Origin of the sequence: Streptomyces sp. NBC_01216, from assembly GCF_035994945.1 — a bacterium.
Taxonomy (GTDB): Bacteria; Actinomycetota; Actinomycetes; order Streptomycetales; family Streptomycetaceae; genus Streptomyces.
Genome location: NZ_CP108677.1, coordinates 5,595,738 through 5,621,825, shown reverse-complemented (window position 1 = coordinate 5,621,825; position 26,088 = coordinate 5,595,738). Strand labels below are relative to the sequence as shown.

Genomic DNA, 26,088 nt, shown 5'->3' with positions numbered 1-26,088 from the left:
TGCCCCGGCCGCCGGGGGCAGCGGGTGCCCGTGGGGCGCGGAAGCGGCCGGGCGGGGTGCCGACCCGTCGGGTCACAGCCGCGGGAGGCGGGTGGGCGGCCGGGAGACGGGCCCGAGGCAGGCAGGCGGCGTGGGGAGGCGGACCGTGTACGGGGGCGGGGGCGCCGCCCCCGTACACGGGCTGCCGGGTCAGGAGGTCAGAGCGTCGCCGCGGCCGCGGTGATGGCGGAGGCGAACGTCGACACCTCGGTGTAGACGCCGGGGTAGCCGGGCCTCGCGCAGCCCTCGCCCCAGCTCACGATGCCGACCTGGATCCACGCGCCGGCGTCGTCCCGGCGGAACATCGGTCCGCCCGAGTCGCCCTGGCAGGTGTCGACCCCGCCCTGGTTGTACCCGGCGCAGATCTCCTCGGCGGGGACGAGGCTGGATCCGTACGCCGCCTGGCAGGCGGCGTCCGAGACGAACGGGACGGTCGCCTTGCGCAGGTAACGCTGCTGCGCGCCGCCCTCGCGGGCGGCGCCCCAGCCGGCGACGGTGAAAGTGCCGCTGTTGTAGGCGGTCGTGTCGGCGATCCTCAGCGTGGGGACCGAGGTGATCGGCGAGGCGAGCTTGATCAGGGCCCAGTCCTTGCCGGTGCCGTTGTAGCCGGGGGCTCGCAGGACCTTGGTCGACCGGACGTTGATCGCGCTGCCGCTCCGGAGGTCCACGACCCCGGCGGTGGCGGTGATGCCGGTGTTGTTTCCGGAGCCGTTCACGCAGTGGGCGGCCGTGAGCACGATCTGCGGCGTCAGCATCGAGCCGCCGCAGCCCATGGAGAGCCTGACCATCCAGGGGAACTCGCCCTGGGCCGCCCGGGTGCCGCCGACGACAGGCGCGGGCGCGGCGGAGGCGGTGGAGGGCTGGAGGCTGACGGCGGCGAGGACGACGGCGCCGGTCGCGGCGATCCGCCGCAACGCGCGAAGGAGCCTGTTCTTCTTCACGTGGTTGCCTTTCGTGGGGGGTTGGACCTTGATGGCATGTATCCGTCAAGGCTCGGTCCGGATTATCGGCAGGGCCCGACGGGGTCACAAGGCCGGGATTTCGGCCAGGGCGCGAAGCCGGGCCAGGGCCGTACAGTGGGGCGAAGGGGGTACCGGCGTGCCGAACGAGAACGAGGGAAACGCGGTCGTCCACGGGTTCCCGCACCTCGACACGGTCCGGGCCTCGATCACCGCGCTGTACCGGAGACTGTCCGCGGACGGGGTCCGGCGGTACGACGCGAGCGTCCCGGCCGCGGACGTGGCGTTCGCCGACGAGGACGAACTCCACCTCGGCGCACAGCGGGTGGCCGGGGCGCTCGTCCGTCACCTGCGGCTGCCGCAGGCCCGGATGATCGTGAGTTTCCGGCCGATGAGGCACGCGGCGAGCGTCGAGCTGGCCGCGGGCCCCGAGTACTTCATCGAACTGAACGACCGCTTCCGGCGGCATCGCAGGGACGTCGGGGCGGCGCTGGCCCACGAGATCACCCATGTTCTGCTCCACCGCCTCGACCTCGGCTTCCCGCACACCGGGGACAACGAGATCCTCACGGATGTGGTGACCGCCTATCTGGGGGCGGGCTGGCTCCTGCTCGACGCCTACCGGGAGGACTCCGTCTCCAGCCAGAAACTCGGCTACCTCACCCCCGAGGAGTTCGGGTACGTCCTGGCGAAGCGGGCCGAGGTCTTCGGTGAGGACCCCTCGCCGTGGTTCACCAGCCCGCAGGCGTACGACGCGTGGGAACGCGGCCGGGCCGAGGCCGCCCGCGACGGACGGCGGCCGCCGCTGACAGGCGCCGGCTGGGCGGCGCGCCACCGGTACACCAAGGCCCGCCGCCAGGGGCGCGCCGCGGCCGGGGCGCCGTACGCCTTCGAGGGCACGGGCGCCTCGCTGCGGGTCTCCTTCCCGTGCCCGGTGTGCCATCAGCTCCTGCGGGTGCCGGCCGGGCGGCATCTGACGGCGCGTTGCGGGGTGTGCGGCTCGGTACTGGAGTGCGGGAGCTGAGACGGGTCGCCGCGCTCGGCGGGCCGGCGGGTGGCGCCGGGTGCGCGGTGCTCCGTCCGGCCCGCGGAACCCGGTTTGCGCCGAAGCCCGCGCGGAGGCGAAGGTCGGCGCATGAGCACGTTGTTCGAGGGCGTCACGGGCGGGGACGAGGACACGGTCGTGCGCGCCCTGCGCGCCGGGGAATCGCCCGAGGCGGACGCCGACGGGGAGACGGTGTTGTACCGGGCCGCCGTCGCGAACGAACCCGGGATCGTGAGACTGCTGCTCGCCGCGGGCGCCGACCCGGGACGGGGCAGCGGCGAGGGGGCGGGTGACCTGCCGCTGTGCGGCGCGGCCTGCGGCGGACACGCCGAGGTGGTCCGGGCCCTGCTCGCGGCGGGCGCGCGGCCGGACGAGGAGGAGTCGTACGGCTTCACGGCGACGGCCTGGGCGGTACGGCTGGGTCACACCGAGACGGTGCGGGTCCTGCTCGCGCACGGGGCCGATCCGAACCGCCCCGGGCCCGACGGGCTCACCCCGCTCGTCGCCGCGGCCCGGCGCGGCTCGACCCCGAGCGTGCGGACACTCCTGGAGCACGGCGCCGGGCCGCTCGGCGACGCGCTGGCCGAGGCCCGCCGCTGGATCGGGGTGGACATCGCGGCCGAGCTGCGGCGCGGACTGCTCGACGGATACGCGGGCGGTGCGACGTACGAGTCCGTGGTCCGTCGGGTCCCGGAGGACGGCGGCGTCACCGTGGTCGTCGAACTGCTGCGCGAGAACGGTGCCCCGGGCAGCGGCGACGAGCGGCAGACCGGTCACGCGGCGATCGCCACGCTCCTGGAGGGCGCGCTCGGACTTTCCGTGCCCCACGAGGAGCTCGCGACGCGGGCCCTGCGGTGCGGGGACCGGACCCAGGACGACTGGACGGAGGCGGTCGCGGCGCTCGCCCGGCGCGCCGACGGGGAGACCTTCCGCGCGGCGTCGGCCTGGTGCGGGAGCGGCGACACCCGGCGGCAGGCGCTCGGCGCGGACGTCCTGGCCGCACTGGGCGGTTTCAGGGCCGCGGGTCTGCCGGTCCTGCGCCGGCTGGCCGCCGGGCTCCGGCCCGCCGCCGAGGACTCCGGGGAGGCCGCGGGGGCGGCCCGGGAGCCCGCCCTCGCCGTGGTCGCGGCCCTGGGGACGGCGGGGGACGCGGCGGCGCTGCCCGAACTGCTGGCGTTCGCCGCGCACCCCGACGCCGAGGTGCGGCGTGCCCTCGGGTGCGCGCTGACCGGGCTGGTGCCGGCCGGGTGTCCGGGGGCCGTCGAGGTGCTGGTGGGGCTGAGCCGGGACCCCGACCCGGGAGTGCGGGACTGGGCCACGCTGGCCCTCGCGGAGCTGCCCGAGGACACTCCCCCGCTCCGTGCCGCCCTCGCCGAGCGCTTGGACGACACCGATCCGGACACCGTCGCCGAGGCTGCCCGCGGTCTGGCGATGCGTCAGGACCAGCGTGCCGTGGAGGTGCTGGCCGGAATCCTGGCGGACGGAGACCCCGGGGGTTCGGCCCGCGACACGGCGCTGGCCGCGCTGGAGCACATCGGGAACGAACGGGTCAGGACGCGCCTGGAATGGACGGGTCCGCGCATCCGCTGAGCCCGGACGGAGCGGTGCGGGGCCGGGGGAAGGGAAGCGTCCCGCTCCGTGTCCGCCGCCCGGCCGTCGGTCAGGCGCCGTACACCGGTCGTGGTTCCTCCGCGTCGGCCAGCAGTCCCCGTGCCGTCTCCCCCGCCTCGGCCGGGGTCCAGCGGCCGGCGCCCCTGTCCGCCGTCGGGCCGGGCCGCCAGCCCTCCATCACGGTGATGCGTCCGCCCTGGGCCTCGAAGACCCGCCCGGTCACACCCTCCGAGGCCGCCGAGCCGAGCCACACCACCAGCGGCGAGACGTCCTCCGGGCGTCCCCGCAGGCCGGCGAAGGTCCGCTCGGTCATCCGCGTCCTGGCGGCCGGGGCGACGGCGTTGACCTGGACGCCGTACCGCCCCGTCTCCGCCGCCGCGACGAGCGTCAGGCCGACGATCCCGGCCTTCGCCGCCGCGTAGTTCCCCTGCCCCACGCTGCCCAGCAGGCCCGCTCCCGAGGTGGTGTTGACGACCCGCGCCGCCACCTCGCGCCCCGCCTTGGCCTCCGCGCGCCAGTGCGCGACGGCGTGCCGCAGGGGCAGGAAGTGGCCCTTCACGTGGACCCGCATGACGGCGTCCCAGTCGTCCTCGCCGAGGTTGACGAGCATCCGGTCCCGGAGGAAGCCCGCGTTGTTGACCAAGGTGTCCAGCCGCCCGTAGGTGTCGAGCGCGGTGGCGACCAGCGAGGCCGCGCCCTCGGCCGTGGCGATGTCGCCGCCGTGGGCGACGGCCTCGCCGCCCGCTGCCCTGATCTCCGCCACGACCCGCCGTGCGGGCGACGCGGCCGAGGCGGCGCCGTCGAGGTCCACGCCGAGGTCGTTGACCACGACGCGGGCTCCCTCCGCGGCGAACGCGAGCGCGTGGGCCCGGCCCAGCCCCCGTCCGGCGCCCGTCACGATCACGACCCGGCCTTCGCACAGTCCCTTCGCGCTCATCCCGCTGCCCCTCTCGATCCACTCGTCCCGGCTCGCCCCATCGACCCACTCATCCCGCTGCCCCTCTCGACCCACTCGTCCCGGCTCGCCCCATCGGCCCATTCGTCCCGGCGCCCCTGTGGTCGTGCTCGTCCCGGTTCTCCCGGCCGGCGGTCGCGGCATCGAGGAAGGCGGGGCGTTCCCCGCCCCCGTGCACGAGGAGCGAGGCCCCCGAGACGTAGCCGGCCCGGCCGGAGGCGAGGAACACCGCCGCTTCGCCGGCCTCCTCGGGTTCGGCGAGGCGGCCCAGCGGGACCGTCCGGCCGACGGCGGCGACCCCCTGCGCGTCGCCGTAGTGGAGCGCGGACCCCTCGGTGCGGACCATGCCGAGGACGAGGGTGTTCACCCGGACGTCCGGCGCCCACTCCACCGCCATGGAACGGGCCAGGTTCTCCAGTCCGGCCTTGGCCGCGCCGTAGGCGGCCGTGCCCGGCGAGGCCCGGGTGCCGCTGACACTGCCGATCATGACGACCGAGCCGCGCGCCGCCCTCAGCGGTCCGTGGGCGGCGAGGGAGACCGTCAGCGGAACGGTCAGGTTGAGGGCGAGGACCCTCGCGTGGCGTTCCGCACCGCCCTCGCCGAGCAGCCGGTAGGGCGATCCGCCCGCGTTGTTGACCAGGGTGTCCAGCCTCCCGTACCGGTGCGCGACCTCCGCGAAGAAGGTCTCGACGGCCGTGGGGTCGCGCAGGTCGACAGGGAGGAACACGGCCGCCCGGCCCGCTTCCCGCACGGGCGCGTCCGGCGGCCGTCGGGCGCAGACGACCACGCGGGCGCCCGCCCGCAGAAAGGCCCGGGCGATACCCGCGCCCACGCCCCGCGTACCGCCGGTGACGACGGCGACCCTCCCGTCCAGCTCCATCGGCTGCTACCTTTCCTCATCGAACAGTCACCTAACAAACGTTTGGTGGAAAGGTAGCTGATCCGCCCATGGGTGTCTCCACCGCACGCCCGGACGAGGGCGTCGCACTCGTCACCGTCGACTTCCCGCCCGTCAACGCCCTTCCCGTGCGGGGCTGGTACGACCTCGCCGAAGCGGTCGGCACGGCCGGCCGAGACCCGGAGATCCGCTGCGTGGTGCTGGCCGCCGAGGGCCGCGGCTTCAACGCCGGCGTCGACATCAAGGAGATGCAGCGCGAACACGGCACCGGACACCGCGCCCTGATCGGCGCCAACCACGGCTGCGCGGAGGCATTCTCCGCGGTGTACACGTGCGAGGTCCCGGTGGTCGCGGCCGTCGCCGGCTTCTGCCTGGGCGGCGGGATCGGACTGGTCGGCAACGCGGACGCGATCGTCGCCGCCGAGGACGCCGTCTTCGGGCTCCCGGAACTGGACCGCGGCGCGCTCGGCGCGGCCACCCACCTCGCCCGCCTCGTCCCCCAGCATCTGACGCGGGCGCTGTACTACACCTCGCGGACCGTCACCGCCGCCGAACTCCACGCCCACGGCTCGGTCTGGAAGGTGGTCCCCCGCGGCGCGCTGCACGACGAGGCCCTCGGTCTGGCCCGCGAGATCGCGGCGAAGGACGGCTCCCTGATCCGGCTCGCGAAGGCCGCCCTCAACGGCATCGACCCGGTGGACGTCCGGCGCAGCTACCGCTTCGAGCAGGGCTTCACCTTCGAGGCCAACCTGAGCGGGGTCGCCGACCGCGTCCGTGCCGGATTCGGCGGGAAGGAAGGCTCCTCGTGACCGCACGCGCGAGCGACAAGACGATGACGCCCGACGAGGTGGCGGGCCGCCTGCGCAGCGGCATGACGATCGGGATCGGCGGCTGGGGTTCCCGCCGCAAGCCGATGGCTCTGGTCCGGGCCCTGCTGCGGTCCGAGGTCACCGACCTCACCGTGGTCTCCTACGGCGGACCCGACGTGGGACTGCTCGCGGCGGCGGGCCGCATCCGCCGGCTCGTCGCCGCCTTCGTCACCCTCGACTCGATCGCCCTCGAACCGCGTTTCCGCGCCGCCCGCGAACGCGGCCGACTGGCGTTGACGGAACTGGACGAAGCCATGCTCATGCAGGGCCTGCGGGCCGCGGCCGACCGACTGCCGTTCCTGCCCGTCCGGGCCGGTCTCGGCTCGGACGTGATGCGGGTGAACCCCGGGCTGCGTACGGTCCGCTCCCCCTACGCGGACGGCGAGGAGTTCGTGGCCGTGCCCGCCCTGCGGATGGACGCCGCACTGGTCCACCTCAACCGGGCCGACCGGTCGGGCAACGCGCAGTACCTCGGCCCCGACCCCTACTTCGACGACCTGTTCTGCGAGGCCGCCGACACCGCGTACGTGTCCTGCGAGCGGCTCGTCGACGGGTTCGGGGACGTGGCACCGCAGAGCCTGCTGGTGGGACGCCATCGTGTCACCGGCGTCGTCGAGGCACCGAACGGCGCCCACTTCACCTCCTGCGCACCCGACTACGGACGCGACGAGCCCTTCCAGAAGCTGTACGCCGGCACCCCCTGGCCCGCGTTCGCGCGGCGGTTCCTGTCCGGCACGAGCGAGGACGACTACCGACAGGCCGTACGCGCCTGGCAGGAGGAGCGGAGTTGAGCGGCCACGTCCCCCCACCGCCGCCCACCCGGGCCGAGTACTGCGTCGTCGCCTGCGCCGAGGCGTGGCGCGGCGACGGCGAGATCCTGGCCGCGGCGATGGCCCCGGTCTCCTCCTTCGGCGCCCGGCTCGCCCGGCGCACCTTCGCCCCCGAACTCCTGCTCACCGACGGTGAGGCGATGCTCGTCGACGACGACGGGAGAGTGGAGGGCTGGCTGCCGTACCGGCGCCACCTCGCCCTGGTCACCGGCGGCAGACGGCACGTGATGATGGGCGCCGCCCAGATCGACCGGCACGGCAACCAGAACATCTCCTGTGTCGGCGACTGGTCGCGGCCCACCCGCCAACTGCTCGGCGTCCGCGGAGCGCCCGTCAACACCCTGAACAATCCGGTCAGCTACTGGATACCGAAGCACTCGCCACGGGTCTTCGTCGAGCGCGTCGACATGGTCAGCGGGGTCGGATACGACCGGGCGGCCGAAGCCGGGGTCACCCGGTTCCACCGGATCCCCCGGGTCGTCTCCGACCTCGGCGTCTTCGACTTCGAGACGCCGGACCGTTCGATGCGGCTCGCCTCCCTCCATCCCGGCGTGACCGCGGAGCAGGTCCGCGAGGCCACCGGCTTCGCCCTGGACGTCGACCGCGACGTCCCGTACACGCGTGAGCCGACCGCCGGGGAACTGCGGCTGATCCGTGAGGTCATCGACCCGCGCGGGCTGCGCGACCGCGAGGTGCCGGCCCGGTGACCGCCGTCTTCGACACCGCGCTCACCGAACTGACCGGCGTCCGGTACCCGATCGTGCAGACCGGCATGGGCTGGGTCTCCGGTCCCCGGCTGGTCTCCGCCGCCGCCGAGGCCGGTGCGCTCGGCATCCTCGCCTCGGCGACGATGTCCCCGGAACGGCTCCGCGCGGCGGTCCGCGAGGTCGCGTCCCGTACGGACCGGCCCTTCGGGGTGAACCTGCGGGCCGACGCGGGCGACGCCCGTGAGCGGGTGCGGATCCTCATCGACGAGGGTGTGCGGGTCGCCTCCTTCGCCCTGGCCCCCTCCCGCGAGCTGATCGCGGAACTCAAGGACGCGGGCGTGGTCGTCATCCCCTCGGTCGGGGCCAGGCGGCATGCCGAGAAGGTCGCCGCCTGGGGTGCCGACGCGGTGATCGTGCAGGGCGGCGAGGGCGGCGGGCACACCGGCGAGATCGCGACGACCGTGCTGCTGCCGCAGGTGGTGGACGCCGTCGGCATCCCGGTCGTGGCGGCGGGCGGCTTCCACGACGGCCGCGGTCTGGTCGCCGCGCTCGCCTACGGAGCGGCCGGCGTCGCCATGGGCACGCGCTTCCTCCTCACCTCCGACTCGACCGTGCCCGACGCCGTGAAGGCCAGGTATCTGGCGGCGACGGTCAAGGACGTCACGGTCACCACCGCCGTGGACGGGCTGCCCCACCGGATGCTCCGTACCGAGCTGGTCACCGCTCTCGAACGGGCGGGCCGGGCACGGGCGCTGGCGGGCACCGTGCGCCGGGTGGCCGGCTTCCGGCGGCTGTCGGGCCTGTCGTGGTCGAGGATGCTCCGCGACGGGCTCGCCCTGCGCCGCGGCAAGGACCTGTCCTGGAGCCAGGTCCTGCTCGCCGCGAACACCCCGATGCTGCTGCGGGCCTCCATGGTCGAGGGACGCACCGACCTCGGTGTCATGGCCTCCGGGCAGGTCGCCGGCGTGATCGAGGACCTCCCGAGCTGCGAGGAGCTCGTCCGCCGGATCGTGTCCGAGGCCGCGCACGTGCTCCGCTCCCTGCCCCGAGGGTGCCCCCTCGCACCCCCGCACGGAAGTCCGGTCGGAGAGGTCGGGCCATGCCACTGCCCGGACGCGCACCGCTGACGGTCCTGGGCGCCGGAACGCCTGTCCGCCAAGCGCCCGCCGACCTCCGGGCGGCCCGCGAACGCGCCGGGCGGGACGGGCGGGGACGCGGAACCCGGAGCGGATCGTCCCGGTCCCGGAGGCCAGAAGGGAGTACCTCGACGCGGCACGGCCCGAGGTCCGCTTCTCGTACGGCGGTACGGGCGGGTCCCGGTGGTTCCCGCGGAGGCGTGTCCTACTGGGCGGAGCCCCGGCGGCCCCGGCCGGCGCCGCCGGCGCTGCGGGCGCGGCCTCGCGATGCGGCGGCTCCCCCGCCCGTACGGGCCGCGGAACCGGCGCCGCCGCGCGTCGCCGAGCCGGCGGCAGCGGTGCGGCCGGCGGCGCCACCCGCGGTGCCGGCCGTGGCCGTACGGCCCGCGGACGCGGAGCGTGTCCGGCCGCCGCCACCGCCGCCACCGCGGCGCGAGCGTCGGCCGCCGTTGCCCGAGGGGGCGGGCTGGGCCGGCTGCGGGACCTCGATGACGACCGGTATCCCCGACGGCTCGCGCGCGCCGGTGAGCCGGCTGAGTTCCTCGTCACTGGACCTGATCTGGGCCGTGCGGGGGGAGATGCCCGCGTTCGCCATCAGGCGGCTCATGTCACGCTTCTGCTCGGGCAGGACGAGGGTGACGACGGAGCCGGACTCGCCGGCACGGGCCGTCCGGCCGCCGCGGTGCAGGTAGTCCTTGTGGTCGATCGGCGGGTCGACGTTCACGACGAGGTCGAGATCGTCGACGTGGATTCCACGGGCCGCCACGTTGGTCGCCACCAGCACGGTGACCTGGCCGTTCTTGAACTGGTCCAGAGTGCGGTTGCGCTGCGGCTGGGAACGCCCGCCGTGCAGGCCGGAGGCCCGGACGCCGCTCGCGAGGAGCCGCTTGACCAGCCGGTCCACGGCCCGCTTGGTGTCCAGGAAGAGGATCGTCCGGCCGTCTCGGGCCGCGATCCTCAAGGTGACGGCCTTCTTGTCGGTCTCGTCGGCGATGTGGAGCAGGTGGTGCTCCATCGTGGTGACCGCGCCGGCGGAGGGGTCGACGGAGTGCACGACCGGGTCGGTGAGGAACATCTTCACCAGGCGGTCGATGTTCTGGTCGAGGGTGGCCGAGAACAGCAGCCGCTGACCGTCCGCTTCGACCTGCTTGAGCAGCGCGGTGACCTGCGGCATGAAGCCCATGTCGGCCATCTGGTCGGCCTCGTCGAGGACCGTGATCGCGACCTGGTCGAGCCGGCAGTCGCCGCGCTCGATGAGGTCCTTGAGGCGGCCCGGCGTGGCGATGAGCACCTCGGCGCCACGGCGCAGGGCGTTCGCCTGCTTGGTGATCGAGAGGCCGCCGACGACGGTGGTGAGCCGCAGGTTCACGGAGGTGGCGTACGGCGTCAGGGCGTCGGTCACCTGTTGGGCGAGCTCGCGGGTGGGCACCAGGACCATGGCGAGCGGCGCCCTGGGCTCGGCGCGGCGGCCCGCGGTGCGGGCGAGCAGGGCGAGGCCGAAGGCGAGGGTCTTGCCGGAGCCGGTGCGGCCGCGGCCGAGGATGTCCCGGCCGGCGAGCGAGTTCGGCAGGGTGGCGCCCTGGATCGGGAACGGCTCGGTCACGCCCTGGGCGGCGAGCGTCTTGGCGAGCGCCGGGGGCATGTCGAGGGCGTCGAAGGACTCGACGGAGGGCAGCGCGGGGGTCAGCGTCTCGGGCAGCGTGAACTCACGCGGCGGCGGAGGCGAGGACGGGGTGCGGCCGGAGCCCTTGCCGCGGCCCCGCGCGGATCCGGCGCCGCCGGATCCCGAGCCGCGACGCGAGCCGGAGCCGCGCGCGGGGCGGCCCGAGGCATTTCCGGACGGGGTTCCGGAAGTGGAGTCCGCGGCCCGGCGGGGCCGCTGTTCGGAGCGAGTCATGGGGAAATGCCTTCCTGGCCTGAGCACAGCGCGAGCCGGGACCCGCACCTGCGCGGTGCGGGTCCCGGCTGCGAGAAACGCGTTACGGCGATCAGGCGGGGAGGATGTTCTCCGCCTGCGGGCCCTTCTGGCCCTGCGTGACGTCGAAGGTGACCTTCTGGCCTTCCTGCAGCTCACGGAAGCCGGAGGTCGCGATGTTCGAGTAGTGGGCGAAGACGTCGGCGCCGCCGCCGTCCTGCTCGATGAAGCCGAAGCCCTTTTCCGAGTTGAACCACTTCACGGTTCCAGTAGCCATGTCAATCTCCTGAACAGGTAGGGGCCCCATCCGGAGAATGCCGGAAAACAAAATTGCGCCTGAAGGAACATTCCCGTCAGGCGCACATAAAGTTCATGGGTACCAAAACTAGCAACGCGAAAACACTAGCACGCCGTCCCGCCCGGAGGGGCGGGACAGCGACGAGCATCACACTCAGGACAGTCGTTCGATGATGGTCACGTTGGCCTGGCCACCGCCCTCGCACATCGTTTGGAGGCCGAACCGCCCCCCGGTACGCTCCAGTTCGTGCAGCAGCGTCGTCATCAGCCGCGCGCCGGTCGCGCCCAGCGGATGACCGAGGGCGATCGCGCCGCCGTTGACGTTGACGCGGTCCGGGTCGGCGCCCGTCTCCTGGAGCCAGGCCAGCACGACCGGGGCGAATGCCTCGTTGATCTCCACGAGGTCGATGTCGTCGAGGGACAGGCCGGTCCGCTGCAGGGCGTACGCGGTCGCCGGGATCGGGGCGGAGAGCATCCGCACGGGGTCCTCACCGCGGGCCGAGAGGTGATGGACGCGGGCACGCGGGCGCAGTCCGTGGTCCCGCACGGCCCGCTCGCTCGCCAGCAGGAGGGCCGCGGCGCCGTCGGAGACCTGGGAGGAACACGCCGCGGTGATCGTGCCTCCCTCGACGACCGGTGTCAGGGCGGCCATCTTCTCCGGGCCGGTGTCGCGGCGCGGCCCCTCGTCCGCGGTGACCTGGCCGTAGGGCACGATCTCGCGGGCGAACCGGCCCTCGTCCCCCGCCCGCAGCGCGCGCCGGTGCGAGCGCAGGGCGTACTCCTCCTGGTCGCGGCGGGTGATGCGCCATTTCGCGGCGATCAGTTCGGCACCGTGGAACTGGTCGACGGGGGCGTCGCCGTACCGGGCGCGCCAGCCGAGGGAGCCCGCGTAGGGGCCCTCGGTCAGGCCGAGGGGCTCGGCCGCCCGTCGGGAGGCGAAGGCGATCGGGATCATCGACATGTTCTGGGTGCCGCCCGCGACCACGAGGTCCTGGGTGCCCGACAGGACGCCCTGCGCCGCGAAGTGGACGGCCTGCTGGGACGAGCCGCACTGACGGTCGACGGTGACGCCGGGGACCTCCTCGGGCAGACCGGCGGCGAGCCAGGCCGTGCGGGCGATGTCACCGGCCTGCGGTCCGACGGCGTCGAGACAGCCGAAGACGACGTCCTCGACCGCGGCGGGGTCGATGCCGGCGCGTGCGACGAGGGCCTTGAGCACATGGGCGCCGAGGTCGGCCGGATGGACGGCGGCGAGGCCGCCCCGGCGGCGCCCCACCGGGGTGCGTACCGCTTCGACGATGTATGCCTCGGCCATGGCGACTCCTCCTGCTGGGTCAGGTGCGTACGGCGATACCGTCCAGGACCATCGACAGGTACTGGCGGGCGATCTCGTCCGGGCTGTGCTGCCCGCCCGGCCGGTACCAGGACGCGGCGACCCAGACGGTGTCGCGCACGAACCGGTAGGTGAGGCGGACGTCGAGGTCGGCGCGGAAGACCCGGACCGCGACCCCGCGCTCCAGAGTGCCGAGCCACGCCTTCTCGAACTTCCGCTGCGAGTCGACGAGATAGTGGAAGCGGGGGTGGTCGGTCAGGTGCCGGGACTCCTTCTGGTAGATGGCGACGGCGGCGCGGTGCCGGTCGATCTCCCGGAAGGACTCGGTGACGAGGGCCTCGATGGTCTCCCGGGGGCCGAGCCCGGCGGCGAGGACGGTGTCGTACCCCTCCCACAGCTCGGCCAGGAAGGTGGAGAGGATCTCGTCGAGCATCGATTCCTTGGAATCGAAGTGGTAGTAGAGGCTGCCGGCGAGCATGCCGGCGGCGTCCGCGATCTCGCGGACGGTGGTGGCGTTGTACCCCTGGGCGGCGAACACCTCGGCGGCCGTGTCGAGGAGTTCACGGCGCCGCTCGGGCGTGGCGGTCACCTGGGTCTTCTTCTTCGTGGTCGGCACGTGTCCATTGTGGTCCCCACTCCCGCGGTCGCCGCGGTCCGGGGCGCGGAAGCGGGCATGGGACGGTCCTCAGGCGTGCTGGCTGCTGACGGCGACGACCTCTCCGGTCATGTAGGAGGAGTAGCCGCTGGCCAGGAAGACGATCACGTTGGCGACCTCCCAGGGTTCGGCGTACCGGCCGAACGCCTCGCGCGCGGTCAGTTCGTCGAGGAGTTCCGGTGTGGTGACCTTGGCCAGGTGGGGGTGCATCGCGAGCGAGGGCGAGACCGCGTTGACGCGAACGCCGTACGGGGCCGCCTCGATCGCGGCGCAGCGGGTGAGCGCCATGACGCCGGCCTTGGCGGCGGCGTAGTGCGCCTGGCCCGCCTGGGCCCGCCAGCCGACGACGGAGGCGTTGTTGACGATGACGCCGGGCCGGCCGGAGTCCCGGAAACGGCGCAGCGCGGCGCGGGTGCAGCGGAAGGTGCCGTTCAGGGTGACGTCGAGGACCCGGGTCCACTGCGGGTCGGTCATCTCGGCGAGGGTGGCGGTGCCGCCGAGGCCGGCGTTGTTCACAAGGACGTCGAGCCCGCCGTGGAGGCGTTCGGCGGTGTCGAGGAGCGCCCGGACCTGCCGCTCGTCGGTGACGTCGCAGGGCTGGGCGGCGACGGCCCCGGTGCCGAACTCGGCGGAGAGGGCGGCTTCGCTCTCCTCGAGGCGGCGGGGGTGGGCGTCGCTGAGGAGGACCCGCGCGCCCTCTTCCAGGAAGCGGCGGACGGTGGCGCCGCCGATGCCGGCTCCGGCGGCGGCGGTGACGACGGCGGTGCGGCCGTCGAGGAGCGCGTGTCCGGGCTCGTAGCCGGGGGCGGAGGGGGGTGTCACGGGCGCGGCTCCTTGGGGAGGCCGAGCACCCGCTCGGCGATGATGTTCCGCTGGATCTCGCTGGACCCGGCGTAGACGGTGTCGGCGCGGGAGAACAGGAAGAGGCGCTGCCAGCGGTCGAGCGCGCGGGGGGCGCCGGTCACGGTGGCGGCGGCGCCGCACACGACCATGGCCAGCTCGCCGAGGTCGCGGTGCCAGTGGGACCAGGAGAGCTTGGCCGCGGAGGGGTCCGTGCCGCGCAGGGCGCCCGCGCGCAGGGCCTCAAGTCCGCTCCACGCCCGCACCAGCCGGTCGCGGATCAGCGGGTCGCCGAGGGCGCCGTTGCGCCGGGCGAGGGTGATCAGGGCTTCCAGTTCCCTGCGGAAGCCGACCTGGTGTCCCAGGGTGGAGACACCCCGCTCGAAGCCGAGGGTGGCCATCGCCATCCGCCAGCCGTCGCCGGGCGCGCCGACGACGTGCGAGGAGTGGGTGCGCGCTCCGTCGAAGAGGACCTCGTTGAACTCGCTGGTCCCGGTGAGCTGCGTGATCGGCCGGACCTCGACGCCAGGCTGGTCCATGGGGACCAGGAGGTAGGAGAGTCCGGCGTGGCCCCGGGACCCGGGTCCGGTGCGGGCGAGGACGAAGCACCACTGGGAGACGTGGGCCAGCGACGTCCAGGTCTTCCGGCCGTTCAGCACCCAGGTGTCGCCGTCGAGGGCGGCTCGGGTGCGGACGCCCGCGAGGTCGGAGCCGGCGCCTGGTTCGCTGTAGCCCTGGCACCACAGTTCCGTCACGGAGCGGATCGGAGGCAGGAAGCGGGCCTTCTGCTCGGCGGTGCCGTGGGCGATGAGGGTGGGCCCGAGGAGTTGTTCGCCGATGTGGTTGACGCGCGCGGGGGCGTCGGCGAGGGCGTACTCCTCGTGGAAGGCGACCTGTTCCTCGATGCTCGCACCGCGTCCGCCGTACTCTTCGGGCCAGCCGAGGCAGGTCCAGCCGTGGGCGGCCATGTGCCGTTCCCAGGTGAGGCGTTCGTCGAACGCCTCGTGCTCCCGGCCGGGACCGCCGCACCCCCTGAGCGCGGCGAACTCGCCGTCCAGGCGGTCCCTCAGCCAGTCGCGTACCGCGGTGCGGAAGCCCTCGACGCTGCTCATGGCGCTGCCCATGGCCGTACGTTAACCTACCAAACACTTGTTAGGGAAGGAGTGAGCGTCCGATGGACCTCTCGCACACGGCCGACGAGGACCGCTTCCGGGCACGAGCACGCGCCTGGCTGCGCACACATGTGCCCGATCCGCCCCTGCCGTCCCTGGAGACCCGGGAGGGCTTCGCCGCCCATCGCGCCTGGGAGGCCGAACTCGCCGCCGGGCGCTGGTCGGTGGTCTCCTGGCCCGAGCGGTACGGAGGCCGGGACGCGGACGTCTTCCGGTGGCTGGCCTTCGAGGAGGAGTACTACGCGGCCGGCGCGCCCGGCCGGGTCTCACAGAACGGCATCCACCTGCTGGCCCCCACCCTCTTCGACCACGGCACCGAGGAGCAGCGGGCCCGCGTGCTGCCGCCGATGGCGACGGGCGAGACGGTCTGGGCACAGGCGTGGTCGGAGCCGGAGTCCGGCTCCGACCTGGCCTCGCTGACCTCACGCGCGGTACGGACCGACGGCGGCTGGCTGCTGTCGGGGCAGAAGACCTGGTCCTCCCGGGCGGCCTTCGCGGACCGGGCGTTCGGCATCTTCCGCAGCGACCCGGGGGCCGACCGGCCGCACCTGGGCCTCACCTACCTCATGTTCGACCTGCGCGCGCCGGGCGTGACCGTCCGGCCCGTCGGACGGCTCGACGGCAGGCCCGCCTTCGCCGAGATCTTCCTCGACGAGGTCTTCGTGCCCGACGAGGACGTGATCGGGGAACCGGGACAGGGCTGGCGGATCGCCATGTCGACGACCGGCAACGAGCGGGGCCTGATGCTGCGCTCCCCCGGCCGGTTCCTGGCGGCGGCCGGCCGGCTGCTGCGTCTGTGGCGCGCGACGGGCGAGGACCGGGGGGTGCGCGACCGGGTCGCGGACGCGGTCATCGGCGCCCGCGCCTACCAGTTGTTCACGGCGGGCGGCGCGGCGCGCTGCGCGGCGGGCGGCACGATCGGGGCGGAGTCGAGCCTCAACAAGCTCTTCTGGTCGCGGTACGACCTCGCGTTGCACGAGACGGCGCTCGACCTGCTGGGCCCGGAGGGCGAGCTGGACGGCGACGGGGAATGGGGCGAGGGGTACGTCTTCTCGCTCGCCGGCCCGATCTACGCGGGCACCGACGAGATCCAGCGCGACATCGTCGCCGAGCGCCTGCTCGGCCTGCCGAAGGGACGCCGCTGATGCCGTTTCTGCCGACCGGGGAGCAACGCGACTTCGGCCGCTCGCTGGACGCGCTGCTGACGGCGGCCGGCACGCCGGCGGTCGCCCGCGCCTGGGCCGCGGGTGACCCGGGGCCCGGGCTCGCCCTGTGGAGGCGGCTGGCCATGTCCGGAGTCTTCACCCTCGCGGTCCCGGAGGCGTACGAGGGCGCAGGCCCACTGCCCGTCGAACTGGCCGTCGCCTGCGTCGAACTGGGCCGACACGGGGTCCCCGGCCCGTTCGTGGAGACGGTCGCCGCGTCGGCACTGCTGGCGGAGCTGGCCCGGCGCGGCGAGGACGGTCCGGCGAAGCGCCTGCTGCCGGGCCTCGCCACGGGCGGGACGGTGGCGACGCTGGCGGTCCTGCCCGGCGACGCGCACGTGGACAGGCCCGGGACTCCGTCCCGCTACGCGCTCGACGCGGACGTCGCCGGTGTCACGCTGGTCGTACAGGGCGACGCGCTGCGCTTCGCCACCGGGCACGGGCCCGTGCGGGCGTCGGCCGATCCCGTACGGCGGCTGGCGTCCCCGTCGCCGGAGGGCGAGCCGCTGGCCTCCGGTCCCGCGGTCGTGGCGGCGGCCTCGCACGCGGTCGACTGGGCGCTCCTGGCGACGGCCGCGCAGTCGCTGGGCGTCGGGCTCGCCCTGCTCGACCGGACGGTGGCGTACGCCAAACGGCGCACCCAGTTCGGGGCGGCGATCGGCTCCTTCCAGGCCGTCAAGCACCGGCTGGCGGACACCCTGCTCGGGCTCGAGTTCGCCCGGCCGCTGGTCTTCGGAGCGGCACTGACCTTCGACGGCGCCGACCTCGCGGCGGCGAAGGTCTCGGCCGGTGAGGCCGCCTACGCCGCCGCCCGCAGCGCGCTCCAGACGCACGGCGCGGTCGGGTACACCGAGGAGCTCGACCTGTCGCTCTGGCTGCGCAAGGCCCGGCCGCTGCGGGACGCCTGGGGCACACCGTCCTGGTGCCGGGCCCGGGTGCTGGCCGCCACTGGGGCCCGGGGGTGAGGGGCGGGCGGCGCCGGGCGGTCCGCGGCCCCGACGGACGGGCAGGGAACGGCTGTCACGGGCGGGAGGTCCGCCGGCGCGGCGCCGCCTCGGTCAGGACCGGTCCTCGGCCGGCGGGGCGTCGTCGTTGCCGCGCCGGATCGTCCGGACCCGGCCACCCGGCGACCACAGACGGACGACCAGTTCGTCGTTCTCCACCGAGGTGCGGACGACCTCGGCGGCTTCCACCAGGAAGAGGTGGAACGGCGGCGGCGCCCCGGCGTCCCGCGCGAACCGGTCGACCGTCTCCGGGTCCGTCACCTCGGTCGCCCGCCCGGAGATCCGGACGTCACCCCCGCCCATGTCCGTCCCGCTGCCGGGATTCGCGAGCAGCGAGAAACGCGGGTCCCGGCGCAGGTCGAACGCCTTGCGCGAGTTCGGCATCATCGCGAGCCACAGTTCCCCGAGCCGGAAGTTCACCTCCAGACCGGTCAGACGCGGCGAGCCGTCCCTCCGCACGGTCGCGAGGACGTGGTGGGTGTGCAGGGCGAAGCGTTCCCGCACGGTGGCGGCGAGGTCCGGCTCGGCGGCGGCGAAGGCGGACCAGGTGTATCCGGTGTGTCCCATGCCTCCAGGAGACCCCGGATACCCGACATCTTCCGTCCGGAATACTCCGCGCGTCCGACCGCGGGACGCGCCACGCTGCGGAGGGCTGCCGGGGGAGGGTCGGGGCGTCGGGCTGCGGTGAGGACGGTGAGCAGCCCGTCAGGTGGGTCACGGCCCCAGGCGGGGGCTCCTGTCAGCAGCGCCCCGCGTGCGCCCGTAGCCGCGTCCGGCCCGGAGATCCCGCGAACACCGACCCGGACCACCGCGGACCTCCGGACAGTGGATCCATACGACCGCCAGAGGTTCAGACACCCACGGAAGTACAGGTCACTCGCAGCGGCCGGGCCGCCTCAGCGCCGGTTCCCGTTCCGGTGTGCCTCGTCCCCCGTGCTCTCCGTCCCCGCCCGTCGACGGCCCGGACACCGAGACGGCCAGCCGACCGCGGCAGGAATCCCCGCCGGCCAGAGCGGGCAGCGGAAGGCAACGGGATGTTCCGGCAACGCGGGAAGCGTCCGTGGCCTGGTGTGACCGCCCCGTCGAAGGCCCCCCGACAGGCTGTCAGTCCCGTACGATCCCGCGTGCTCGGGCCGCGGCCAGCCACAGCGGGAACTCGGCGACGAGGTGGTCGTACAGCTCCGCGTCCGAGACCTCGCGCGGGTCCTTCCCCGCGTGGAAGAAACCGGCGTTGTCGACCGGCCGCCTCGCCGGGACGGGAAGCTCGTCGAGCTTGCGCAGGAAGTCGAACTGCCGGCTGTCCGGGTCGCCGAAGCCGATGAACTGCCAGAACAGCGGCAGTCCGGCCGCCTTGCACAGGTAGCGCTCGGCGGCGACCCTGTCGCTGGGGCCGCCGTCCGTCTGGAAGACGACCAGCGCGGGGACCGTGGCCCCGCTGTCCAGGTAGTGGTCGACGACCGCGTCCATGGCCAGGTGGTAACTGGTCCTGCCCATGTGGCCGAGCCCGGACACGATCCGGTCGACGCGGCCCCGGTGGTCCGCGAGCTCGATGTCGGTCAGGGCGTCGACGTCGGTGGAGAAGAAGACCACCGGTACGCTCCCGTCGTCGTCCAGGTGCGCCGAGAGCCCCAGCACCCGGTCGGCCAGCGCCTGGACGCTGCCGTCCCGGTAGTACGGCCGCATCGAACCCGAGTGGTCCACGACGAGGTAGACGGCCGCCCGCTCCCCGCGCAGACCGTGCCTCTCCAGCGAGTTCCCCGCCGACTTGTACAGACTGACCAGCGCGGGCGCGGTTTCCTCGACCTTGCGCAGACTCAGAGCCACCGACGGCCCCCTCCCTCGTCCCGTACGGACTGCCGAGCGTACGGGAGGGCCTGGTGCGGGGACGGCCGTACGCCGGAACGGGGCACCGTCCGCCGACGGACGGTCGGGCGTGGCGCGTCCGGTGCCGCACCAGGCCGTCCGGGACCCGCGACCGGTCCCGGACGCGCCGCGGCGCCCACCCGGTCCGGTCGGGGACAGTCGGGTGAGCGCCGCGCTCAGTTCCGTACTCCGTTGTACGGGACGTGTGGTGCCGGGGCCGTCGGCCCCGGGGTCAGGCCGTCAGGGCACGGTCCGTCGGCCGGATCGGGGCCGGCAGCTCGCTCACACCGGTCAGGAAGCGGTCGACACCGCGCGCCGCCGAGCGGCCCTCGGCGATCGCCCAGACGATCAGGGACTGGCCTCGGCCGGCGTCGCCGGCGACGAAGACCCCGCCGACGTTGGTCGCGAAGTCCGCGTCCCGCGCGATGTTACCGCGCTCGTCCAGGTCCAGTCCGAACTGCGCCACGAGGCCGTTCTCGACGTCCGTGCCGGTGAAGCCCATCGCCAGTGTCACCAGCTGGGCGGGGATCTTCCGCTCGGTGCCCGGCTTCTGGACCAGCTTGCCCTCGACGAACTCGACCTCGACCAGGTGCAGGAACTGGACGTTGCCGTCCTCGTCGCCCTCGAAGTGGGTGGTGGAGACGGAGTAGACCCGCTCGCCGCCCTCCTCGTGCGCCGAGGTGACCTTGTAGAGCATCGGGAAGGTCGGCCAGGGCTGGCCGGCCGGCCGCTCCTCGCCCGGACGCGGCATGATCTCCAGCTGCGTGACCGAGGCCGCCCCCTGGCGGTGGGCGGTGCCCACGCAGTCGGCGCCGGTGTCGCCGCCGCCGATGACGACGACATGCTTGCCCTCGGCCGTGATGGGCGGGGCCACGAAGTCGCCCTCGACGACCTTGTTGGCGAGCGGCAGGAACTCCATCGCCTGGTGGACGCCGGCCAGTTCGCGGCCGGGGACGGGCAGGTCGCGGGCGGTGGTGGCACCGGCGGCGATGACGACCGCGTCGTAGCGCTTGCGAAGGTCGGTCGCGGTGATGTCGCGGCCGATCTCCACACCGGTGCGGAACTTGGTGCCCTCCGCGCGCATCTGCTCGATGCGGCGGTTGATGTGCCGCTTCTCCATCTTGAACTCGGGGATGCCGTACCGCAGCAGTCCGCCGATCCGGTCGGCGCGCTCGAACACGGCGACCGTGTGACCGGCCCGGGTCAGCTGCTGGGCCGCGGCGAGACCCGCGGGGCCCGATCCGACGACGGCGACGGTCTTGCCGGACAGGCGCTCGGGCGCCTGCGGCTTGACGTCGTTGGCGTCCCACGCCTTGTCGATGATGGAGACTTCGACGTTCTTGATGGTGACGGCCGGCTGGTTGATGCCGAGTACGCACGCCGCCTCGCACGGAGCCGGGCACAGGCGCCCGGTGAACTCCGGGAAGTTGTTGGTGGCGTGCAGCCGCTCCGACGCCGCCTCCCAGTCCTCGCGGTAGGCGTAGTCGTTCCACTCGGGGATGAGGTTCCCCAGCGGGCAGCCGTTGTGGCAGAAGGGGATACCGCAGTCCATGCAGCGGCCGGCCTGCTTGCTGATGATCGGCAGCAGGGAGCCGGGGACGTAGACCTCGTTCCAGTCCTTGACGCGCTCTCCCACCGGGCGGGTCTCGGCGACCTCGCGCCCGGTGGTCAGGAAGCCCTTGGGGTCAGCCATGGGTCGCCGCCTCCATCATCTTCTCGGTGGTCTCCTGCTCGGAGAGACCGGCGAGCTCAGCGGCGTCCTTGGCGGCGAGCACGGCCTTGTACGTGGTCGGGATGATCTTGCTGAAGCGGTCCACGCTCGCGGACCAGTCGGCGAGGAGCTTCTCGGCGACGGTCGATCCGGTCTCCTCCTGGTGCCGGCGCACGACGTCGTGCAGCCACGCCCGGTCGGTGTCCGAAAGGGCCTCCACCGCCTCCAGGTTGCCGGAGTTGACGTTGTCCCGGTCGAGGTCGATCACATAGGCGACGCCGCCGGACATGCCGGCCGCGAAGTTGCGGCCCGTCTCACCGAGGACGACCGCCGTACCGCCGGTCATGTACTCGCAGCCGTGGTCGCCCACGCCCTCGGAGACGACCAGCGCGCCGGAGTTGCGGACGCAGAAACGCTCGCCGGTACGGCCCCGCAGGAACAGTTCGCCGCCGGTCGCACCGTACGCGATGGTGTTGCCCGCGATGGTGGAGAACTCGGCCAGGTGGTCGGCGCCGCGGTCCGGACGGACCACGATCCGGCCGCCGGAGAGGCCCTTGCCGACGTAGTCGTTGGCGTCGCCCTCCAGGCGGAGCGTGACACCGCTCGGCAGGAAGGCGCCGAAGGACTGGCCGGCGGAGCCGGTGAAGGTGATGTCGACGGTGTCGGCGGGCAGGCCCGCGCCGCCGAACTTCTTCGTCACCCGATGGCCGAGCATGGTGCCGACCGTGCGGTTGATGTTACGGATCGCGACCTGGGCGCGGACCGGCTGCGCCTCCTCGGCGGTGGCCGCGTTCAGCGCCTCGGCGGCGAGCTCGATCAGCTCGTTGTCGAGGGCCTTCTCCAGTCCGTGGTCCTGCTCGATCAGGGCGTGGCGGACCGCGCCCTCGGACAGCTCGGGCACGTGGAACAGCGGGGCCAGGTCGAGGCCCTGCGCCTTCCAGTGGGTCACGGCGCGGCTGGTGTCGAGCAGCTCGGCGTGGCCGACGGCCTCTTCCAGGGTGCGGAAGCCCAGCTCGGCGAGGATCTCGCGGACCTCCTCGGCGATGAACTCGAAGAAGTTGACGACGAACTCGGGCTTGCCGGAGAAGCGGTCCCGCAGGACCGGGTTCTGGGTGGCGATGCCGACCGGGCAGGTGTCAAGGTGGCAGACGCGCATCATGACGCAGCCGGAGACGACGAGCGGCGCGGTCGCGAAACCGAACTCCTCGGCGCCGAGCAGCGCGGCGATGACGACGTCGCGGCCGGTCTTGAGCTGGCCGTCGGTCTGGACGACGATCCGGTCGCGCAGGCCGTTGAGCAGCAGGGTCTGCTGGGTCTCGGCGAGACCCAGCTCCCAGGGGCCGCCGGCGTGCTTCAGCGAGGTGAGCGGCGAGGCGCCCGTTCCGCCGTCGTGGCCGGAGATGAGGACGACGTCCGCGTGGGCCTTGGAGACACCGGCGGCGACCGTGCCGACGCCGACCTCGGAGACCAGCTTCACGTGGATGCGGGCCGACGGGTTGGCGTTCTTGAGGTCGTGGATCAGCTGAGCGAGGTCCTCGATGGAGTAGATGTCGTGGTGCGGCGGCGGGGAGATCAGGCCGACGCCCGGGGTGGAGTGCCGGGTCTTGGCGACCCACGGGTACACCTTGTGACCGGGCAGCTGGCCGCCCTCGCCGGGCTTGGCGCCCTGCGCCATCTTGATCTGGATGTCGTCCGCGTTGACCAGGTACTCCGAAGTCACGCCGAAGCGGCCGGAGGCGACCTGCTTGATGGACGAGCGGCGTGCCGGGTCGTACAGGCGCTCCGGGTCCTCGCCGCCCTCACCCGTGTTGGACTTGCCGCCCAGCTGGTTCATGGCGATGGCGAGGGTCTCGTGCGCCTCGCGGGAGATGGAGCCGTACGACATGGCGCCGGTGGAGAAACGCCTGACGATCTCGCTGACCGGCTCGACCTCGTCGACGGGGATCGACGGACGGTCCGAGGTGAGACCGAACAGGCCGCGGAGCGTCATCAGGCGCTCGGACTGCTCGTTCACCCGGTCGGTGTACTTCTTGAAGATGTCGTACCGCTTGTTGCGCGTGGCGTGCTGGAGGCGGAAGACGGTCTCCGGGTCGAACAGGTGCGGCTCGCCCTCGCGGCGCCACTGGTACTCGCCGCCGATCTCCAGCGCCCGGTGCGCGGAGGGGACGCCGGAGGCGGGGTACGCCTTGGCATGGCGGGCGGCCACCTCCGTGGCGACGACGTCCAGACCGGCGCCGCCGATCTTGGTCGCGGTACCGTTGAAGTACTTCTCGACGAAGGCGTCGTCGAGGCCGACGGCCTCGAAGACCTGGGCGCCGCGGTAGGAGGCGACGGTCGAGATGCCCATCTTCGACATGACCTTGAGGACGCCCTTGCCGAGCGCGTAGATCAGGTTGCGGATGGCCTGCTCGGGCTCCAGGCCCTCGATGAAGGTGCCGGCGCGGACCAGGTCCTCGACCGACTCCATCGCCAGGTAGGGGTTGACGGCGGCGGCACCGTAGCCGATGAGGAGCGCGACGTGGTGCACCTCGCGGACGTCGCCGGCCTCGACCAGCAGGCCCACCTGGGTGCGCTGCTTGGTACGGATGAGGTGGTGGTGGACCGCGGCGGTGAGCAGCAGCGAGGGGATCGGCGCGTGCTCGGCGTCGGAGTGCCGGTCGGACAGCACGATCAGGCGGGCGCCGCCCTCGATCGCCGCGTCGGCCTCGACGCAGATCTCCTCGATGCGGGCGGCCAGCGTGTCGCCGCCGCCGGAGACGCGGTAGAGGCCGGAGAGCGTGGCGGCCTTCATGCCGGGCATGTCGCCGTCGGCGTTGATGTGGACCAGCTTGGCGAGCTCGTCGTTGTCGATCACCGGGAAGGGGAGCGTGACGCTGCGGCAGGAGGCCGAGGTCGGCTCCAGCAGGTTGCCCTGCGGGCCCAGCGAGGAGCGCAGCGAGGTGACGAGCTCCTCACGGATGGCGTCCAGCGGAGGGTTGGTGACCTGGGCGAAGAGCTGGGTGAAGTAGTCGAAGAGCAGCCGGGGCCGCTCGGACAGGGCCGCGATCGGCGAGTCCGTGCCCATCGAGCCGAGCGGCTCGCCGCCGGTGCGGGCCATCGGGGCGAGGATGACGCGCAGCTCCTCCTCGGTGTACCCGAAGGTCTGCTGGCGGCGGGTGACGGACTTGTGCGTGTGCACGATGTGCTCACGCTCGGGGAGGTCGGAGAGCTCGATCTCCCCGGTCTCCAGCCACTCCTGGTAGGGGTGCTCCGCGGCGAGGCCGGCCTTGATCTCGTCGTCCTCGATGATCCGGTGCTCGGCGGTGTCGACGAGGAACATCTTCCCGGGCTGCAGGCGGCCCTTGCGGACGACCTTGGCCGGATCGATGTCCAGGACGCCGACCTCGGAGGACAGCACGACGAGGCCCTCGTCGGTGACCCAGTAGCGGCCGGGGCGCAGACCGTTGCGGTCGAGGACCGCGCCGACCTGGACGCCGTCGGTGAAGGTGACGCAGGCGGGGCCGTCCCAGGGCTCCATCATCGTGGAGTGGTACTGGTAGAAGGCGCGCCGGGCCGGGTCCATGGAGTCGTGGTTCTCCCACGCCTCGGGGACCATCATCAGCACCGAGTGCGGCAGCGAGCGGCCGCCCAGGTGGAGCAGCTCCAGGACCTCGTCGAAGGAGGCGGAGTCGGAGGCGTCCGGGGTGCAGACGGGGAAGACGCGGTCCAGGTTCGCGTCGCCGAAGAGGTCGGAGGCGAGCTGGGACTCGCGGGCCACCATCCAGTTGCGGTTGCCCTTGACCGTGTTGATCTCGCCGTTGTGGGCGACGAAGCGGTACGGGTGGGCGAGCGGCCAGCTCGGGAAGGTGTTGGTGGAGAACCGGGAGTGGACCAGGGCCACGGCGGTGGCGCAGCGGCGGTCCGACAGGTCCGGGAAGAAGGGCTCCAGCTGTCCGGTGGTCAGCATGCCCTTGTAGACGATGGTGCGGGCGGACAGCGACGGGAAGTACGTCGCGGCCTCGCGCTCGGCGCGCTTGCGCAGCACGAACGCCTTGCGGTCCAGTGCGATGCCGGTGGCGAGGCCCTCGCCGGCGCCTTCTCCCTGGGGTGCGCCCGCCGAGACGAACAGCTGGCGGAAGACCGGCATGGTGGAGCGGGCCGAGGCGCCGAGCAGCTCGGGGGCGACGGGGACCTCGCGCCAGCCGAGGACGGTCAGGCCCTCTTCGGCGGCGATCGTCTCGATCTGCGAGACGGCCTGTGCGGAGCCGTCGGCGGGGAGGAAGGCGATGCCGACGGCGTACGCGCCGGGCTCGGGGAGCGCGAAGTCGGTGACCTCGCGCAGGAAGGCGTCCGGGACCTGGAACAGGATGCCGGCGCCGTCTCCGGAGTCGGGCTCGGAGCCGGTGGCGCCTCGGTGCTCGAGATTGCGCAGTACGGTCAGCGCCTGCTCGACCAGCGCGTGGCTGGCAACACCGGTGAGGGTGGCCACGAACCCGACACCACAGGCGTCGTGTTCGTTACGGGGGTCGTACATCCCCTGCGGAGCGGGGCGACCGTCCATGGGCGACCAGGCGTCGGAACGCATCGGCTCTCCCGTCGTCGTCGTGGCATATGCAGCAGCCGAGGGACGACGTTGGCCCTCCGCGAAATTTCGTGCAGGTTACATGATGGCTGGCTTCTCGGAAAGTGGATAGCTCATTCCAGCATGCGGACACCGCCGATACGGAGCGGTGGCGTCGGTTCACCTGTGGGGTATGAGGGCGGCCGGCCCTCATGGGGGACGGTCCGATGATCCGGGACTCCCCGGCGGACCGTCGCTGGGCGGGCCTCGTTGCCCGCCGCGCTTACGCCTCATGCCCGGTGGCAATGGGTTCGAAACCGCCGGGAAACGGCTAGGTATGTAGCGCTGTGCATAGTGTCGCACCCGAGGGCCGCATCCGCTCAGGGAGATACGTCACAGCGGGCCCCACCAGGCCCTTTCCACGGAGTGAGGCGCTTGCGGGCCGGCGCGGAACGGCGGGGGCGGCCCGAGAGGGGTGGCTCCGGGTGGGACGGAGCGGGGAGG

The 26,088-nt window shown here is 73.3% G+C and carries 21 protein-coding genes; 8 read left to right on the top strand and 13 right to left on the bottom strand.

Features of this window, described 5'->3' with window-relative positions; translation table 11 throughout:
• Window positions 1-197: 197 nt before the first annotated feature.
• Complete coding sequence (locus OG393_RS25205; protein ID WP_327376980.1) at window positions 198-980, bottom strand: S1 family peptidase; 783 nt, start codon at window positions 978-980, stop codon at window positions 198-200.
• Between the two features lie 157 nt (window positions 981-1,137).
• On the opposite strand from OG393_RS25205, the gene OG393_RS25200 reads away from it, so the two are divergent.
• Both OG393_RS25200 and OG393_RS25195 read left to right on the top strand, forming a co-directional pair.
• Window positions 1,138-2,022: a hypothetical protein gene (locus tag OG393_RS25200; protein WP_327376979.1), complete on the top strand. Its 885-nt coding sequence runs from the start codon at window positions 1,138-1,140 to the stop codon at window positions 2,020-2,022.
• Between the two features lie 111 nt (window positions 2,023-2,133).
• On the top strand, window positions 2,134-3,633 hold the full coding sequence (locus OG393_RS25195) for an ankyrin repeat domain-containing protein (protein ID WP_327376978.1): 1,500 nt from the start codon (window positions 2,134-2,136) through the stop codon (window positions 3,631-3,633).
• Between the two features lie 70 nt (window positions 3,634-3,703).
• On the opposite strand, the gene OG393_RS25190 is transcribed toward OG393_RS25195, so the two are convergent.
• The gene (locus OG393_RS25190) at window positions 3,704-4,591 is read right to left on the bottom strand and encodes an SDR family oxidoreductase (protein ID WP_327376977.1); all 888 of its coding nucleotides are present in this window, start codon (window positions 4,589-4,591) and stop codon (window positions 3,704-3,706) included.
• Between the two features lie 49 nt (window positions 4,592-4,640).
• Window positions 4,641-5,489, bottom strand: a complete 849-nt coding sequence (locus OG393_RS25185) for an SDR family oxidoreductase (protein WP_327376976.1) — start codon at window positions 5,487-5,489, stop codon at window positions 4,641-4,643.
• Between the two features lie 68 nt (window positions 5,490-5,557).
• On the opposite strand from OG393_RS25185, the gene OG393_RS25180 reads away from it, so the two are divergent.
• Genes OG393_RS25180 through OG393_RS25165 form a run of 4 tightly spaced genes read left to right on the top strand, consistent with a single transcriptional unit; the run spans window position 5,558 to window position 9,040 of the window.
• Window positions 5,558-6,316: an enoyl-CoA hydratase family protein gene (locus OG393_RS25180; RefSeq protein WP_327376975.1), complete on the top strand. Its 759-nt coding sequence runs from the start codon at window positions 5,558-5,560 to the stop codon at window positions 6,314-6,316.
• 23 nt (window positions 6,317-6,339) lie between these two features.
• Window positions 6,340-7,167 (top strand): CoA transferase subunit A, encoded by an 828-nt coding sequence (locus OG393_RS25175; RefSeq protein ID WP_327378541.1) that lies wholly within the window; start codon window positions 6,340-6,342, stop codon window positions 7,165-7,167.
• Complete coding sequence (locus OG393_RS25170) at window positions 7,164-7,913, top strand: CoA-transferase subunit beta (RefSeq protein WP_327376974.1); 750 nt, start codon at window positions 7,164-7,166, stop codon at window positions 7,911-7,913. Before OG393_RS25175 ends, OG393_RS25170 begins: the two co-directional genes overlap by 4 nt.
• Complete coding sequence (locus OG393_RS25165) at window positions 7,910-9,040, top strand: NAD(P)H-dependent flavin oxidoreductase (RefSeq protein ID WP_327376973.1); 1,131 nt, start codon at window positions 7,910-7,912, stop codon at window positions 9,038-9,040. Before OG393_RS25170 ends, OG393_RS25165 begins: the two co-directional genes overlap by 4 nt.
• Before the next feature lie 214 nt (window positions 9,041-9,254).
• Here the strand turns inward: OG393_RS25165 and OG393_RS25160 are convergent, their stop codons facing one another.
• The 6 genes from OG393_RS25160 to OG393_RS25135 all read right to left on the bottom strand — a co-directional run bounded on the left by OG393_RS25160 (window position 9,255) and on the right by OG393_RS25135 (window position 15,201).
• On the bottom strand, window positions 9,255-10,946 hold the full coding sequence (locus OG393_RS25160; protein ID WP_327376972.1) for a DEAD/DEAH box helicase: 1,692 nt from the start codon (window positions 10,944-10,946) through the stop codon (window positions 9,255-9,257).
• Window positions 10,947-11,037: 91 nt separating this feature from the next.
• Entirely contained in the window at window positions 11,038-11,241 is a 204-nt protein-coding gene (locus OG393_RS25155) for a cold-shock protein (RefSeq protein WP_005318814.1), read from the bottom strand.
• A gap of 174 nt (window positions 11,242-11,415) precedes the next feature.
• On the bottom strand, window positions 11,416-12,576 hold the full coding sequence (locus OG393_RS25150; RefSeq protein WP_327376971.1) for an acetyl-CoA C-acetyltransferase: 1,161 nt from the start codon (window positions 12,574-12,576) through the stop codon (window positions 11,416-11,418).
• Window positions 12,577-12,595: 19 nt separating this feature from the next.
• On the bottom strand, window positions 12,596-13,210 hold the full coding sequence (locus tag OG393_RS25145) for a TetR/AcrR family transcriptional regulator (RefSeq protein ID WP_327376970.1): 615 nt from the start codon (window positions 13,208-13,210) through the stop codon (window positions 12,596-12,598).
• A gap of 69 nt (window positions 13,211-13,279) precedes the next feature.
• Window positions 13,280-14,071 (bottom strand): SDR family oxidoreductase, encoded by a 792-nt coding sequence (locus OG393_RS25140; RefSeq protein ID WP_327376969.1) that lies wholly within the window; start codon window positions 14,069-14,071, stop codon window positions 13,280-13,282.
• The gene (locus OG393_RS25135) at window positions 14,068-15,201 is read right to left on the bottom strand and encodes an acyl-CoA dehydrogenase family protein (RefSeq protein WP_442817433.1); all 1,134 of its coding nucleotides are present in this window, start codon (window positions 15,199-15,201) and stop codon (window positions 14,068-14,070) included. Before OG393_RS25135 ends, OG393_RS25140 begins: the two co-directional genes overlap by 4 nt.
• A gap of 62 nt (window positions 15,202-15,263) precedes the next feature.
• Between OG393_RS25135 and OG393_RS25130 the strand changes: the two genes are divergently transcribed.
• Entirely contained in the window at window positions 15,264-16,406 is a 1,143-nt protein-coding gene (locus OG393_RS25130; RefSeq protein WP_327376967.1) for an acyl-CoA dehydrogenase family protein, read from the top strand.
• On the top strand, window positions 16,406-17,431 hold the full coding sequence (locus OG393_RS25125; RefSeq protein ID WP_327376966.1) for an acyl-CoA dehydrogenase family protein: 1,026 nt from the start codon (window positions 16,406-16,408) through the stop codon (window positions 17,429-17,431). The genes OG393_RS25130 and OG393_RS25125 overlap by 1 nt, the downstream gene beginning before the upstream one ends.
• A 93-nt stretch (window positions 17,432-17,524) precedes the next feature.
• On the opposite strand, the gene OG393_RS25120 is transcribed toward OG393_RS25125, so the two are convergent.
• The 4 genes from OG393_RS25120 to gltB all read right to left on the bottom strand — a co-directional run bounded on the left by OG393_RS25120 (window position 17,525) and on the right by gltB (window position 25,608).
• The gene (locus OG393_RS25120) at window positions 17,525-18,037 is read right to left on the bottom strand and encodes a pyridoxamine 5'-phosphate oxidase family protein (protein WP_327376965.1); all 513 of its coding nucleotides are present in this window, start codon (window positions 18,035-18,037) and stop codon (window positions 17,525-17,527) included.
• 537 nt (window positions 18,038-18,574) lie between these two features.
• Window positions 18,575-19,294, bottom strand: coding sequence for a vWA domain-containing protein (locus OG393_RS25115; protein WP_327376964.1), 720 nt, complete (start codon window positions 19,292-19,294; stop codon window positions 18,575-18,577).
• Between the two features lie 271 nt (window positions 19,295-19,565).
• Entirely contained in the window at window positions 19,566-21,026 is a 1,461-nt protein-coding gene (locus tag OG393_RS25110) for a glutamate synthase subunit beta (RefSeq protein WP_327376963.1), read from the bottom strand.
• Entirely contained in the window at window positions 21,019-25,608 is a 4,590-nt protein-coding gene (gene gltB, locus OG393_RS25105) for a glutamate synthase large subunit (protein WP_327376962.1), read from the bottom strand. The genes OG393_RS25110 and gltB overlap by 8 nt, the downstream gene beginning before the upstream one ends.
• Between the last annotated feature and the right edge of the window lie 480 nt (window positions 25,609-26,088).

Bases quoted from the DNA above. Each gene is read 5' to 3' on its own strand.
- OG393_RS25185 (WP_327376976.1), bottom strand. From the start codon at position 5,489: ATGGAGCTGGACGGGAGGGTCGCCGTCGTCACCGGCGGTACGCGGGGC.
- OG393_RS25150 (WP_327376971.1), bottom strand. From the start codon at position 12,576: ATGGCCGAGGCATACATCGTCGAAGCGGTACGCACCCCGGTGGGGCGC.
- OG393_RS25190 (WP_327376977.1), bottom strand. From the start codon at position 4,591: ATGAGCGCGAAGGGACTGTGCGAAGGCCGGGTCGTGATCGTGACGGGC.
- OG393_RS25135 (WP_442817433.1), bottom strand. From the start codon at position 15,201: ATGAGCAGCGTCGAGGGCTTCCGCACCGCGGTACGCGACTGGCTGAGG.
- OG393_RS25160 (WP_327376972.1), bottom strand. From the start codon at position 10,946: ATGACTCGCTCCGAACAGCGGCCCCGCCGGGCCGCGGACTCCACTTCC.
- OG393_RS25120 (WP_327376965.1), bottom strand. From the start codon at position 18,037: ATGGGACACACCGGATACACCTGGTCCGCCTTCGCCGCCGCCGAGCCG.
- OG393_RS25180 (WP_327376975.1), top strand. From the start codon at position 5,558: ATGGGTGTCTCCACCGCACGCCCGGACGAGGGCGTCGCACTCGTCACC.
- OG393_RS25195 (WP_327376978.1), top strand. From the start codon at position 2,134: ATGAGCACGTTGTTCGAGGGCGTCACGGGCGGGGACGAGGACACGGTC.
- OG393_RS25155 (WP_005318814.1), bottom strand. From the start codon at position 11,241: ATGGCTACTGGAACCGTGAAGTGGTTCAACTCGGAAAAGGGCTTCGGC.
- OG393_RS25175 (WP_327378541.1), top strand. From the start codon at position 6,340: ATGACGCCCGACGAGGTGGCGGGCCGCCTGCGCAGCGGCATGACGATC.
- OG393_RS25125 (WP_327376966.1), top strand. From the start codon at position 16,406: ATGCCGTTTCTGCCGACCGGGGAGCAACGCGACTTCGGCCGCTCGCTG.
- OG393_RS25130 (WP_327376967.1), top strand. From the start codon at position 15,264: ATGGACCTCTCGCACACGGCCGACGAGGACCGCTTCCGGGCACGAGCA.
- gltB (WP_327376962.1), bottom strand. From the start codon at position 25,608: ATGCGTTCCGACGCCTGGTCGCCCATGGACGGTCGCCCCGCTCCGCAG.
- OG393_RS25110 (WP_327376963.1), bottom strand. From the start codon at position 21,026: ATGGCTGACCCCAAGGGCTTCCTGACCACCGGGCGCGAGGTCGCCGAG.